Genomic DNA, 12,578 nt, shown 5'->3' on the forward strand with positions numbered 1-12,578 from the left:
TAATGCGATGACCGGGGCATGCCTGACTGTCAGTCAGGTGCAGTCCATTCCGTGGGCTGCGGCACCATCATCGGCATCGCTGTTGCTGGTGACTTCGGTGTTTGTCACGCCAATTGTCACGAGGGGGAATGCCGCAAAGCCTTGTACGAGTTGGGCTGCAGCAGTGGTAGGAGCGCCCGTCTCTTTCCGGGAGAAAGAGACGGGCGCAGGTTGGCGCAATGAAATGGCCACGCGGATAGGTTGCTGCAGGGCAGTTGGGTAGGGGGATGTATTTGCCGCAATGGCAATGATCTGGAGTGGGCATCCATCACTCGGTGAGTGACCGTGCGAGCCGCCGGACGCTAATCGCACTTTGGGGGAACCACCACGGTGTGGCGTAGCCTTAAAGGTTCTGGCTACCTGGGTTGCTGTCAACGACAGCGCTTTGCCCGATCTTTTCTACGCCTGTGGATAATTTGGGTCAAGGCTCGAATTTTTGGGAGTTCTGCGGCTGTGGATGAAATTATCCACCGGTGGAAATCCGTGGTTTTCCACAGACAGTTGGGTGAGCTTTAGATTTTTTAAGTGAGGTGGAAGGGCGGACAGCGGTGACCTCGCAGGCTTACCCACGTTTGGATGCGCCACGGCTTTTTTGCAGGGCGGTGATGTTGTCGCCAACTGGGTGAGCGAATTCGTGGGGCGTCACATGCCCATGGCGGTTGGCGTCGATGTAGTTGCTCCACCACGCCATGATCAGCCTGCGCTGTTCCAGAAATTCGGCCTTGTGGATATACGCGGCGCGCACGCGGTTGCGTTCCTTGTGGCTCATTTGTCTTTCGATGGCTGCGTCGGTCCATAACCCAGACTCCAGCAGGGCGCTACAGGCCATGGTCCTGAAGCCGTGGCCGCACACGTCCTTGCTGGTGTCATAGCCGACGTTGCGGAGCATGGTGTTCACCGTGTTCTCGGACATGGGTTTCCAGTATTTGTGGTCGCCCGGTAGCACTAACTCTGAAAAGCGACTGAGGTTGCGCAGTCGCTCCAGTATTTCGATGACCTGCGGCGATAGCGGAACCATTTGAATGTCGCCGTTCATCTTGGTCCCTCGTGTGGAGTTGCGTACCCCTTCAATCGGTGCGCGGGTATCGGGGATTTCCCACATGGCGCGTTGGAAGTCGAACTCACTCCATCGCGCGAAGCGCAGTTCGCTGGAGCGGACGAACACATGCAGCGTGAGCAGGACGGCAAGGCGCGTCAGTTCGCGGCCATTGTAGTTGTCGATACGGTGCAGCAGTTCGGGTAGGCGGTTGAGGGATAGGGCCGGGCGATGGACTGTGCGCGGCGCGTGAATCGAGCCTGCCAGATCCAGTGCAGGATTCATGGTGATCTGCCGAGCCCTTTTGGCCCCGCGCATGATGGTGGATAAGTAGTTCTGTACCCTTAACGCCACATCCATGGTGCCGCGTTCCTTGATGCGCTGGGTGATCTCTAGCAGGTCGTGGGTATCGAGTTCGGCGATGGGTCGTTGGCCGATCAGCGGGAAGACGTGGGTGCGCAGTCGGCTCATTACGGTTTTTGCGTGGCCTTCGGTCCAGCGACGGGACATGTCGGCGTGCCACTCCAGAGCAACGGTTTCGAAAAGCAGTGCCGCCCGCTGGGCTACGATCTTGGCCTTCTTCTTTTCTTCCATTGGGTCGAGATTGTCGAGCAGCAATGCCTTGGCTTCGTCTCGCTTACGCCGTGCGACGGAAAGGGTAACGATGGGGTAATTGCCGATAATGAGCGTACCTTCCTTGCCGTTGGGCTTGGTGTACTTCAAGCGCCAGGTCTTCACGCCATTGGGTTTGACGAAAAGGTACATGCCGCCGCCGTCGAACAGTTTGTAGGCGCGTTCGCGGGTTTTGGCCGTGCGGCATTGCAGGTCGCTGAGAGGGATCGCTAGACGTGGCATAGGGGTACGCGCTCCTGACCGGAAAATCGCAGTACCCCTAACATACCCTCGGGGAAGGGGGATTTTGTTGGATCCCGACAGAGGGTCTTGGAACGAAAAAACCCGCCAAAGGGCGGGTTTTCGGGGCTTCCAGAGCATTCGGTGGAATGCAATGGAGCCTAATGTGGTGCCGGCACCAGGAATCGAACCCGGGACCTACTGATTACAAGTCAGTTGCTCTACCATCTGAGCTATACCGGCGTGTCAGGGCGACGATTATAGCGATTGGGTTGGTTCTGTAAACCCCTGAATTCAGACTATTTTTGCGCAGGCTTTCGGTCAGGCGCGATGCAGTACTTTCTTGAGTTTTTGCAGGGTGCGCCAGGCTCGGCTGTTTTGCATCGCCCGCAGTTGCGCTTCGGCGTGTTCAGCGCGTTGCAGGGCGGCGGGGAGGTGGTTTTCGGTGTTGGTGACGGGGTGGCTGAATTGATGGCCTCTGCAGAACGTCACGGTCGAAGATTTTTCTTGTTCATGGCCGCACTGTCGGCGCCTTCGTATGCGTGTATAGCAAGAGGGATTACAAGGCGCAATTTTTCGCCCGTGGTGTCTGGAGTTCGGCGGTTATGTCGTTTTGATTGAATGCTTATGCACAACGGGCTGGCGGAATCTGCTTGTTCATTGCGCTTTTGTGGACTCGTTCTCATTTGTCCGCAAATGCCTGTTTTACGGGTTTTTTATTTTTGTGAACAAAAAATGACCAGTAGTGTTTTAGGCGTAAAACAGCGTGGATATTGGATCCACGATAATTCCATCAACAGAGTTATCCACAGGCTGTGACTGTTTAAGGGCGCTCTGCCAGAAGCAGGAAATTGCGCGGTGTGAGTGGGGATTCGCAGAAGGTGCCGAGACGAACGACATAACCCTGCTCAATGAGGAAAAGTGCCCGATCGAGTACCAGCCACAGCTCCAGAGGCCGTCGGAAAAGGCCTCGCAGCAGCTCCAGGTTGCGCACTTCGGCCAGTCGCTGCCAACCGGCGGCTTCCAGTTCGGTCCAATCTGGCGTGCCGACTGTGGATAAGTCTTTGAGTGCGGCCAGATCGCGGCAGTAATCGGCGAAGGGTTTGTCCAGCCAGGCGCTGGGCAGGGAAGGGGTGGGCAGGTATTCGTCGACACCGCGAAGTTGCCGTTGCAGCAGGTCGAACCCCAGGCGCCGAGCCATGGAGGTGTCGCGCTGGCGTCGGACGCGAGCGCCGGCGGTGACGGTTTCGCTCATCGGCAGCGCAAGATCATCGAGGGAAAGGTGTAGGTCGGAGCGCTCAGCCGCACAGGAAAGTGGCCGATAGGTGTTCAGACTGATCCGGTTGTAGCAGCACGGTGCGATGGCCAGTTGTTTGCAACCGGTGGCGCTGGCGAGCTGGATCAGTCGCACATGCAGATCCCCGCAGGCGTGCAGTGCTACGGGTGTGTGATCGGCATTCAATAAAGAGGCTGCGCCAGGCGCGAGTACATCCTGTTCGACATGCAGCGCATGCATTTGATGGCGCTGGCTGAGTGCCTGGCCGCTGGCGACCAGTGCCGGGTCGTATTCCAGGCAGGTCAGTTGTTGACCGGTTTGCAGCAGGCGTCGCCCCAAATGGCCCTTGCCCGAACACCAGTCCAGCCAATGCGTCGGTGCACGGGCAAACTGCAAGCAGCCGGCGAACGCTTCAATCTGCTGCCACTTGCGCCCCGGCACATCCACATTCAACCGATGGCCCGCCGCTTCGAGTGCACGAGCCGGCAATTCGCCTACCGCACTCAGCTCAAGAGACATCGCTGCCAATGAAGCAAACGGCTCCGGCGCATCGAGCCAGCCAGGCTGGTTATGACTGTTTTCCGCATCTTCCAGCGACCGTCCGCGTAGCCACAACGCCAGTTCCGGGTAGGACGCTTCCCAGGGTAGTTGCAGATGGGTAAACGGTCGGGGCTTCCACAGCGCCTGATGCTCGATCAGAAAAGCATCCAGCGCAGCGAAGCGGGCGAGTAGGGTCTCGCCCGTCAGCACGCAGGCATCAACGCCCTTGGCAGGCATCGACGCGCAACCAGCGCTCCAGCAGCTTGAAGCCGCGCACCAGCACGTAAGCCATCAGCAGATAGAACATGCCCGCGGCGAAGAAGATCTCAACCGGCAGGTAGGTGCGAGCAATGATGGTGCGGGCCATGCCGGTCAGCTCCAGCAGGGTCACGGTACTGGCCAGGGCACTGGCCTTGAGCATCAGGATCACTTCGTTGCTGTACGCCGGCAGGCCGATACGCGCAGCACGTGGCAGCATGATGTAGAACAACGCCTTGGCCCGGGACATGCCCAGCGCCCGCGCCGCTTCGATCTCGCCCGGTGGAATCGCCTGGATCGCGCCACGCAGGATCTCGGCGATGTAGGCCGCGGTGTGCAAGGTCATGGTCGCGGTGGCGCACCAGAACGGATCGCGCAGGTACGGCCACATCGAGCTGTTACGCACCGCATCGAATTGCGCCAGGCCGTAGTAGACCAGGAACAGCTGAACCAGCAACGGCGTGCCACGGAAAAAGAAGATGTAGCCGTAGGGGAATGCCCGCACATACCAGAGTCGCGATGAGCGAGCGATGCCCAGCGGAATTGCCAGCAGCAACCCGGCAATCACGGCGATGGCCACCAGTTCCAGGGTCAGCGTCGCGCCCTGAGCCAGTTTTGGCAGCCACTTGATGATGACTTCCCAATTCATTGGGTGCTCCTCGCAAAGCCGCGAGCGGCGCGTCGTTCCATTAAGTGCATGCCGGTCATGGCCAGAATGGTCAGGCCCAGGTACATGAAGGCAGCCACCATATAGAAGGTGAACGGTTGCTTGGACACGGTCACGCCGATTTGCGCGTGACGCATGATTTCTTCAAGGCCGATGACCGATACCAGCGCAGTGTCTTTCATCAGAATCATGAACAGATTGCCCAGGCCCGGCAGGGCGATGCGCCACATCTGCGGCATGATCAACTTGGTGAAGATGCGGAATTTCGACAGGCCCAGGGCCACACCGGCTTCACGGTGACCTTTGGGAATCGCCAGAATCGCCCCGCGAAACACTTCCGTGGCGTAGGCGCCGAAGCACAGCCCCAGCGCAATCACGCCGGCGGCAAAGGCGTTGAGTTCGAGCTCGGGGTTGCCGAAGAACTCACCCAGCGCACGCATCAGGTTGACTGTGCCGAAGTAGATCAACAGCACCCAGAGCAATTCCGGGATGCCGCGAACCAGCGTTGAATAAGTGCCGCCAAGCCATTGCAACGGCTTGTACGGGGAAGTCTTGGCCAAGGCGCCGAGCAGACCGAGCACCAGCCCCAGGCACAAGGCCGAGAGTGCCAGTTTCACAGTCATCAGTGCGCCAGCGGCGAGCGCCGGGCCGAATCCGTAGAGGTCGATAATCATGGATTTCTTTTCAAATCGCGGCAGGCAATGCCAAGGACTGGCGCCGTCAGCGAACGGCGCCGGTCGGGCAGGTCAGAATCAATAGATGCTGAACGGGAAGTACTTGTCGTTGATCTTCTTGTAGGTGCCGTCAGCGACGATTTCTTTCAGCGCAGCGTTCAGCTTTTCGCGGATCGGGTCGTTCTTGCGAACGGCGATACCGATCTTGTCGCTTTCTTCAACCGGGTCACCCTTGAATTCGTAAGGACGGCCGGCGTCGCTTTTCAGCCATTCATAGTTGACGTACTTGTCGGCCAGGATGCCGTCCAGACGACCGGAAGTCAGGTCCAGGTAAGCGTTTTCCTGGGTGTCGTAGAGTTTGACTTCGACGCCTTCCATGTTGTCTTCCAGCCAGGTGCCGGCCAGGGTCGCGCGTTGGGCCCCGATCACCTTGCCTTGCAGCGAAGCCTTGTCGGTCTTGAAGTCGACGTCTTTTTTGGCAATGAACTGCAGTTTGTTGGAATAGTACGGTGCGGTGAAGTCCACCGCTTGCTTGCGCTCATCGGTGATCGACATCGAGGAGATCAGGAAGTCGAACTTCTTGGCGTTCAGGGCCGGGATGATGCCGTCCCAATCGGAGGTGACCACGGTGCACTCGACTTTCATCTTGGCGCACAAGGCGTCGCCGATGTCTTTGTCGAAGCCGACGACATTGCCACTGGCATCTTTATTGTTGAACGGCGGGTAGGCCGCTTCGATGCCCATCTTCAAGGTCTCGGCGGCGGCACCGGCGCTGAAGGCCAGGGTGACGGCCGCAGCCAGGAAGATCTTTTTGTAGTTCTGCATGCGGGTAGCTCCGTTAGCGGTTGCTGGACATGAATTGTTTGCAGCGCGCCGAAAGCGGGTTTTCGAACACCTGCTGCGGCGATCCTTGTTCTTCTACCAAGCCTTGGTGGAGGAACACCACTTCGCTGGAAACCTGACGGGCGAAGCCCATTTCATGGGTCACGAGCAGCATGGTGCGGCCTTCTTCGGCCAATGCGCGGATGACATTAAGTACTTCCTGGACCATTTCCGGGTCAAGGGCGGAGGTGGGTTCGTCGAACAGGATCACCTTGGGCTGCATCGCCAGGGTACGGGCGATGGCCGCGCGTTGCTGCTGGCCGCCGGAGAGTTGCGCGGGGTAGGCGTGGCGCTTGTCAGCGATGCCGACCTTGGCCAGCAGGGCTTCGGCGACTTCGATGGCCTCGGCCTTGCTCTGGCCGAGTACGCGGCGCGGGGCCTCGATGATGTTGTCGAGCACGGTCATGTGCGGCCAGAGATTAAAGTTTTGAAACACAAAACCGATCTCGCTGCGCAGGCGATTGATCTGTTTGCCGTCGGCAGCGACCAGTTCGCCGTTCTTGGCGGACTTGAGCTTGAGTTCTTCACCGGCCACCAGGATCTGGCCCTGGTGCGGGTTTTCCAGCAAGTTGATGCAACGCAGGAACGTGGACTTGCCGGAACCGGAGGAGCCCAGGATCGAGATCACGTCGCCGTCGCGGGCGGTCAGCGAGATGCCTTTGAGCACCTCAAGCTGTCCGTAGCGTTTGTGCAAGTTGCGGATTTCAAGCGCGGGCGTGGCCTCAGCCATGTGCGTTCCTCATAGTGTGTTGCGCTCCTGCTGTTGGTCGCCTTCCTGGCGAGGCGGCCAAGCTAGCATAGCGTTCGAATGGCAGCCAACAGCGCTCGGGACGGTAAACGGATGGCGTGTGGCAGGTTGTCGCATCGGTACAGCAGACTGTCGCGCTGCTATCAACCGAACAGCCGTTTGAACCCGATGTGGTCCGGCTGTCCCGTAAAAAAAGGCGCGATGTTGCCAGCTTTGGCGGGGTGTTGGAAGCGCTAACCGGCCAAACGTTCCTGATCTGCACTTTTATTGTGCGAGGGGTGATTCCGGGGTGTGTTTCTGGTGCGCTGTTTCGTTATTAAAGTGGGTCGCCAGGTAACGTTCTGGCGGATTGCCATTAATCTCAATGACTTGCGATAACTGCCCGGTCAGGCTGAGAGCCCCGAGGTTGAGGAGCTTGCAACATTTTGGCGCAATTATTGCGTGCAGAATACGAAACGCCCTGTTGGTTTCTTTTTACGAGAAGGAACGCCAAACGGGATGCACGCTTCCGCTTTTCCTTACAAAGGTAGTTTTAATGAGCAGTTCCCCAAGCTCCAATGGCCTTGAACAGGGGCTCAAACCGCGTCATGTGACCATGCTGTCGATCGCCGGGGTTATCGGTGCCGGCCTGTTCGTCGGCTCCGGCCACGCCATCGCCGCTGCAGGCCCGGCCGTGTTGTTGGCCTACGCTGCCGCCGGTGCGCTGGTGGTTCTGGTCATGCGCATGCTCGGCGAGATGGCCGTTGCATCGCCAGATACAGGCTCCTTCTCGACGTATGCCGATCGTGCGATCGGTCACTGGGCCGGTTTCACCATCGGCTGGCTCTACTGGTGGTTCTGGGTTTTGGTCATCCCGCTGGAAGCTAACGCTGCGGCGACCATTCTGCATGCCTGGTTCCCGAACGTGGCGATCTGGGCCTTCACCTTGGTCATCACGTTACTGCTGACGGTGACCAACCTGTTCAGCGTGAAGAACTATGGCGAGTTCGAGTTCTGGTTCGCCCTGGTCAAAGTCGTGGCGATCATCGGCTTTATCGGTCTGGGCATTCTGGCGATCTTCGGCCTCCTGCCCACCAGCCAGGTCAGCGGTGTGTCGCACCTGTTTGACACTCAAGGCTTCCTGCCAAACGGCATGGGCGCGGTGCTCGGCGCCATTCTGACCACCATGTTTTCCTTCATGGGCACCGAGATCGTGACCATTGCGGCCGCGGAATCGAAGAACCCTGGCCAGCAGATCTCCAAGGCCACCAACTCGGTCATCTGGCGGATTGGCTTGTTCTACCTCGTCTCCATTTTCATCGTTGTGGCCTTGGTGCCGTGGAACGACCCGATTCTGGCCAGCGTCGGTTCCTACCAGACCGTGCTGGAGCGCATGGGGATCCCGAATGCCAAGCTGATCGTTGATATCGTGGTTCTGGTTGCGGTCACCAGCTGCCTGAACTCCGCGCTCTACACCGCTTCGCGGATGATGTTCTCGTTGGGTAAACGCGGCGATGCGCCGGCCGTATCCCAGCGCACCAATAGCAGCGGCACGCCTTATTGGGCCGTGATGTTGTCGACCGCTGCGGCATTTCTCGCAGTCTTCGCCAACTACGTGGCCCCGGCTGCCGTGTTCGAATTCCTGCTGGCCAGCTCTGGCGCCATCGCGTTGCTGGTGTACCTGGTGATTGCATTTTCGCAACTGCGTATGCGCAAACAGCGCATGGCTCGCGGTGAAAAAATCGCCTTCAGCATGTGGCTGTTCCCGGGTCTGACCTACGCGGTGATCGTATTCATCATCGCCGCCCTGACCATCATGCTGTTCCAGGAAGCGCATCGCGTGGAGATCCTCGCGACTGGCTTGCTGAGCGTGTTGGTGGTGGCTGCCGGTTTGTTTGTGGCGCGTCGTCGCAAGCTGCAGAAACTGGGCGCTGTGGTGCTGAGCTGATCCGTACCGCGTAACGCAAAACGGCCGCTGTCAGTGATGACACGCGGCCGTTTTCAGTTCTGAAGAGGAGGAGTGTCTACTCGCCCTTTTCTTCCTGCGCATCCAGCGACTGACGATAACTGTCCAGCGCATCGCCAAAGTCAGTGATGAATTGCGGATCGGTCAGCCAGGCCTGGGCGGTATCGCGGTCCATGCCATCGGCCCACATGCGGTAGTCGATCAGCATGTCGGCGGCCAGGTGCGTGGCGGCCATGGCTTCGTTGTCGGCGTTTTCCATGTCCAGCAGTTCTGGATGGTCGCTGATGATGCCGGCGAGGTTCGACAGCAGGGTCAGCAGCATGTCGTTGCGGCTGGTGGCTTCGGCGTCACGCATTTTGCTGAACATCGCCAGGGTGTATTCCGGGATCGGCTCGCCGATCTCACCCAGGTCATCGTTCAGATCGGCAGGCTTTCTGCCGACCATGCGGATCTGTTTGGCTTTGGCCTTTGCGCGTTTGGCGCGTTTCTGTTGCTTATTCAGGGATGCCATGGGAACTCAGTGGGTTTTCTGTTGGGTTTGGGCCGCGATGGCGTCGGACGCCGCCACGTAATCAGCCTGGAAGGCTGGGGATTCGATCCACGCCAGGGCGCCTGCTTCGTCGGTCTCGGTGGACCATTGGCGGTATTCGATCAGCGCCGCGAGGATGAAGTCCATCGCGCCTTCTTCGCCTTCCTGTTCGTACACCAACTCCAGCAACGGGTCTTCAAGGAAGGCTGTGCACATGGCCTGCTGACTGGACTTTTCGGCGTCGATCATTTTTTTGAACAGTTCGGTCAGGTCCACCGATTCGAAGTCGATGCGATCGTCGTTCGGGTCCAGCTCGACCGGCGCGGCGGCCCGCTGGGTGCGGTTCTGCTTGGCCTTGGCTTTGGCGCGGGAGGCGCGTTTGTTCTGCTTGTTGGCGGAGGCCATGGGCGTCGTTCCGTATTTCGTTGAGAGGGTGCATCAATCAGTTGCGTGGCACTCGCCGCCCGGGTGTATCAGGGGCCAGCTCGCCGGTCTGCAGCCAGGACAATGCAATGGGCCATAGTGTGGCTTGGTATGCGCTGCGAAAAAAGGCGAAATGTCCGACTTCTTCTTCGCCGATGTCCTCAGGTGTGATTCTCAGGTGGGTATTTGTACTGCCGGTGAGGTAGCCAAGCAGGCGTTCTATGGCTGGAATCGTGCCGTAGGGATCGTCGCTGAGGCTGATGGCCAGGGTTTGTGCGCTGACGTTGGCGAAGGGCAGTCGACCGGTTCTGGCGTGGATGAGGCGACCGCTGGGGCGTTTCTCATATCGGTTGCTGGGCGTGCTCCAGTCGCGAACCACGCCAGCGGGGGTGTCTTCGAGCCAACCCAGGCGTTTGCCGGGGAAGTAGCCGCAAAGCATAGTCATCAACGGCATCACCACGTGCCACTTGGCGAACATCCGCCAGCGATGAGCGGGGGCGTAGTCGCGCCAGTAAGCGAACTGCGCGCCCACTGTCACCAGGCGTCGGATCAAATGCCCGGAGGCCCCCAGCCCTGCAGCACAGCCGCCGAAGCTGTGGCCGACGACATTGATGGGTTGTCCCGCAAATTCGCGTTGCGCTCTTTGCAGCATCGCCTCGAAATCCAGCGCGCCCCAGTCGGACCATGAGGCCTCGAGCCCTTTCAGTGATGCGGGGCGCGACTCGCCGATGCCACGGTAGTCATAAGTGATCACGTCAAAGCCGTTGGCGAACAGGTAATCGGCGAAGCGCGAATAGTGTCGGCAACGGACAGAGGTGGCAGCGTTGACGATAACCACCGGGCGAGTTGGGTCTTGATGGGGGTGTCGCCAGGTGAAGCCGCCAAGGAGGAAGCCATCGGCGGCGGGCTCCCTGAAGGATTCGCCAGGTGTGCGGGTGGGCAACGGTAACTCGAGTTGAGTCGGGGCCAGTGAGGGTATGTCCTGTAAGTTCATCGGCTTTGAACCTTTGCGGCGAGTTACTCACCATAGTCGTCATGCCGTTTATGAACAATCTGCCCGCGCTTATCGGGGGCGCTTGAGTAACCGTTCCTCAAGCATCCCGTTCCCTATCCGGTTCTGCATGAGGTTCCTCCTTGCTCAGGCCTGCATTGGGCAGGCCGAGAAACTCGAGCAGCACCGGATCCCGGATGAAATCCCGAGGGCTGGCGTTCATTTGCTGGATGTTGATGGCGGCTTCCTGCTTGACGGCAACCCGGTCGCGGCTCGCCAGCAGGCGTTCGTAGTAGAGGGTGTTGATCTGGCGCTCAAGGGCGCGACTTGACCAGTTCTGGAGTGCTGATTCGTTCATGTACCAGTGGCGAGCGTTGTCGTTGTCGACTCGCAGCAGCCTGCGGTAGTGGGTCCAGCTCAATTCGGAACGCACTGCGTTCCAGATTGGAAAGGTCTGATAAAAATCCCGCATGTATCGCAGGTTGCGTTCATCAAAACCTTTTCCAAACTCGGAAGTCAGGACTTTGGCCAGTGTCGACAGCAGCTGCTTGCCATAAGCCGCCCTCCGAGCCCCCTCCTGCTCGAACTCCACGATATGCCGGCCGATCTGCCAACAGGTTTGCACCTGAACGGTATCGACCGCTCGCAGCACCTTTTGGCGCGCTTCACGGATCAGCTCGCCCAGACTGCCGAGCAGTGAAACCATTTGTGGATCTTGAGTGTTATCGGGTTTGAGGTGGCTCATGACATCTTCCGCAGCTGGAGGGAACAGGCGCAAGAGGATGGCAGGAGAGCGATAGTCGACGATGCCGGGCGCTGCTGGTAAATCGGAAGGAAATACCGGATTCGTCTTGCAGGACACCACCGACTACAGCTCGTACTTGAGGAGCAGATCGTGTAGTCCGATTCGCAGTGAGCTCAATTCCGAATCGATCTAAAACTTGAGTATTCGGCGATAAATCTAAAAGGAGTAACGAGTGGGTTCTACGTAACCCGGGAGTCGCCATCATGAAGTACGTCCATTCATTCATGCTGCCCATCGCCGCTGTCGGCGTACTGCTGTTGCCAATCGCGCTTAACGCCGCCAGCCTTGAGCCAATTGACAGCTCGGCCGTGCAAGTCCAGCAGCAACAACAAAACGGGATTACCTACCTGTCCGGGGGGATTGGAGAGGACGAGGCTAAAGCCATTCAGCAAACCAAGGGCTACAACCTGCACATGACATTCTCCACCGGGCCTCAGGACGAATACGTTCCCGATGTGGATCTGGTTATTCAGAAAGCCGCAGGGCAGACCGTGCTGACACTGAGTGAGGCTGGACCGTTGGTTTACGTTCAGCTGCCTGCCGGCAAGTACACCGTTATCGCCACGCATAAAGGTGAGGTGCGGCGTGATACGGCGGATGTGGGCAGTGGTGCCGCTCGCAATCTGGTTTTCCACTGGGGCGGTCAAAACTAGTCAGGAGAGGTGGCTTGCGTGATGTCCGATTAAATCGCAGGCATAAAAAAACCCTGAATCTTGCGATTCAGGGTTTTCGGTATTTGGTGCCCAGAGACGGAATCGAACCGCCGACACGGGGATTTTCAATCCCCTGCTCTACCGACTGAGCTATCTGGGCAACGGGGCGCATTAAACGGGTTTTTCAGGGGGTCGTCAAGCAAGTTTTCAAAAAATATTTAATTATTACCGTCGCTTACGTGCCGACCCCGGATTTTGAT

At 58.6% G+C, this 12,578-nt stretch carries 11 protein-coding genes, 2 tRNA genes and 2 pseudogenes; 2 read left to right on the forward strand and 13 right to left on the reverse strand.

Annotated features, from left to right (window positions below; all coding sequences use genetic code 11):
- Window positions 1-601: 601 nt before the first annotated feature.
- The 8 genes and pseudogenes from FFH90_RS02510 to FFH90_RS02540 form a co-directional block, all read right to left on the reverse strand.
- Window positions 602-1,930: an integrase arm-type DNA-binding domain-containing protein gene (locus FFH90_RS02510; RefSeq protein WP_138866646.1), complete on the reverse strand. Its 1,329-nt coding sequence runs from the start codon at window positions 1,928-1,930 to the stop codon at window positions 602-604.
- 164 nt (window positions 1,931-2,094) lie between these two features.
- A tRNA-Thr gene (locus FFH90_RS02515) sits at window positions 2,095-2,170 on the reverse strand.
- Window positions 2,171-2,248: 78 nt separating this feature from the next.
- Window positions 2,249-2,413: pseudogene (locus tag FFH90_RS29905) on the reverse strand (FkbM family methyltransferase); the annotation flags it as partial.
- A 337-nt stretch (window positions 2,414-2,750) separates the two neighbouring features.
- Entirely contained in the window at window positions 2,751-3,980 is a 1,230-nt protein-coding gene (locus tag FFH90_RS02520) for a methyltransferase (RefSeq protein ID WP_064615875.1), read from the reverse strand.
- Window positions 3,961-4,650 (reverse strand): ABC transporter permease, encoded by a 690-nt coding sequence (locus FFH90_RS02525; RefSeq protein WP_007897471.1) that lies wholly within the window; start codon window positions 4,648-4,650, stop codon window positions 3,961-3,963. Before FFH90_RS02525 ends, FFH90_RS02520 begins: the two co-directional genes overlap by 20 nt.
- Window positions 4,647-5,342, reverse strand: coding sequence for an ABC transporter permease (locus FFH90_RS02530; RefSeq protein ID WP_018929228.1), 696 nt, complete (start codon window positions 5,340-5,342; stop codon window positions 4,647-4,649). Before FFH90_RS02530 ends, FFH90_RS02525 begins: the two co-directional genes overlap by 4 nt.
- 78 nt (window positions 5,343-5,420) lie before the next feature.
- Window positions 5,421-6,167: an ABC transporter substrate-binding protein gene (locus tag FFH90_RS02535; RefSeq protein WP_018929227.1), complete on the reverse strand. Its 747-nt coding sequence runs from the start codon at window positions 6,165-6,167 to the stop codon at window positions 5,421-5,423.
- A 13-nt stretch (window positions 6,168-6,180) separates the two neighbouring features.
- Complete coding sequence (locus tag FFH90_RS02540) at window positions 6,181-6,954, reverse strand: ABC transporter ATP-binding protein (RefSeq protein ID WP_018929226.1); 774 nt, start codon at window positions 6,952-6,954, stop codon at window positions 6,181-6,183.
- Between the two features lie 553 nt (window positions 6,955-7,507).
- Here FFH90_RS02540 and gabP point away from each other — a divergent pair.
- On the forward strand, window positions 7,508-8,899 hold the full coding sequence (gene gabP / locus FFH90_RS02545) for a GABA permease (protein ID WP_138866647.1): 1,392 nt from the start codon (window positions 7,508-7,510) through the stop codon (window positions 8,897-8,899).
- Window positions 8,900-8,975: 76 nt separating this feature from the next.
- Here the strand turns inward: gabP and FFH90_RS02550 are convergent, their stop codons facing one another.
- From FFH90_RS02550 to FFH90_RS02565, 4 genes and pseudogenes are all read right to left on the reverse strand, one after another.
- Window positions 8,976-9,428, reverse strand: a complete 453-nt coding sequence (locus FFH90_RS02550; RefSeq protein WP_064615876.1) for a hypothetical protein — start codon at window positions 9,426-9,428, stop codon at window positions 8,976-8,978.
- Between the two features lie 6 nt (window positions 9,429-9,434).
- A complete protein-coding gene (locus FFH90_RS02555; protein ID WP_019581792.1) occupies window positions 9,435-9,851 on the reverse strand; it encodes a hypothetical protein in 417 nt (138 codons plus the stop codon).
- Between the two features lie 37 nt (window positions 9,852-9,888).
- The gene (locus FFH90_RS02560; protein WP_064615877.1) at window positions 9,889-10,863 is read right to left on the reverse strand and encodes an alpha/beta fold hydrolase; all 975 of its coding nucleotides are present in this window, start codon (window positions 10,861-10,863) and stop codon (window positions 9,889-9,891) included.
- Window positions 10,864-10,999: 136 nt separating this feature from the next.
- Window positions 11,000-11,605: pseudogene (locus FFH90_RS02565) on the reverse strand (DUF1016 N-terminal domain-containing protein); the annotation flags it as partial.
- 263 nt (window positions 11,606-11,868) lie between these two features.
- Between FFH90_RS02565 and FFH90_RS02570 the strand changes: the two are divergent.
- Entirely contained in the window at window positions 11,869-12,318 is a 450-nt protein-coding gene (locus FFH90_RS02570) for a hypothetical protein (RefSeq protein WP_064615879.1), read from the forward strand.
- A gap of 84 nt (window positions 12,319-12,402) precedes the next feature.
- Here the strand turns inward: FFH90_RS02570 and FFH90_RS02575 are convergent.
- Window positions 12,403-12,478, reverse strand: a tRNA-Phe gene (locus FFH90_RS02575).
- Between the last annotated feature and the right edge of the window lie 100 nt (window positions 12,479-12,578).

Origin of the sequence: Pseudomonas sp. ATCC 43928, from assembly GCF_005938665.2 — a bacterium.
GTDB lineage: Bacteria > Pseudomonadota > Gammaproteobacteria > Pseudomonadales > Pseudomonadaceae > Aquipseudomonas.

Bases quoted from the DNA above. Each gene is read 5' to 3' on its own strand.
- FFH90_RS02525 (WP_007897471.1), bottom strand. From the start codon at position 4,650: ATGAATTGGGAAGTCATCATCAAGTGGCTGCCAAAACTGGCTCAGGGC.
- FFH90_RS02550 (WP_064615876.1), bottom strand. From the start codon at position 9,428: ATGGCATCCCTGAATAAGCAACAGAAACGCGCCAAACGCGCAAAGGCC.
- FFH90_RS02535 (WP_018929227.1), bottom strand. From the start codon at position 6,167: ATGCAGAACTACAAAAAGATCTTCCTGGCTGCGGCCGTCACCCTGGCC.
- FFH90_RS02510 (WP_138866646.1), bottom strand. From the start codon at position 1,930: ATGCCACGTCTAGCGATCCCTCTCAGCGACCTGCAATGCCGCACGGCC.
- FFH90_RS02560 (WP_064615877.1), bottom strand. From the start codon at position 10,863: ATGAACTTACAGGACATACCCTCACTGGCCCCGACTCAACTCGAGTTA.
- FFH90_RS02520 (WP_064615875.1), bottom strand. From the start codon at position 3,980: ATGCCTGCCAAGGGCGTTGATGCCTGCGTGCTGACGGGCGAGACCCTA.
- gabP (WP_138866647.1), top strand. From the start codon at position 7,508: ATGAGCAGTTCCCCAAGCTCCAATGGCCTTGAACAGGGGCTCAAACCG.
- FFH90_RS02570 (WP_064615879.1), top strand. From the start codon at position 11,869: ATGAAGTACGTCCATTCATTCATGCTGCCCATCGCCGCTGTCGGCGTA.
- FFH90_RS02540 (WP_018929226.1), bottom strand. From the start codon at position 6,954: ATGGCTGAGGCCACGCCCGCGCTTGAAATCCGCAACTTGCACAAACGC.
- FFH90_RS02555 (WP_019581792.1), bottom strand. From the start codon at position 9,851: ATGGCCTCCGCCAACAAGCAGAACAAACGCGCCTCCCGCGCCAAAGCC.
- FFH90_RS02530 (WP_018929228.1), bottom strand. From the start codon at position 5,342: ATGATTATCGACCTCTACGGATTCGGCCCGGCGCTCGCCGCTGGCGCA.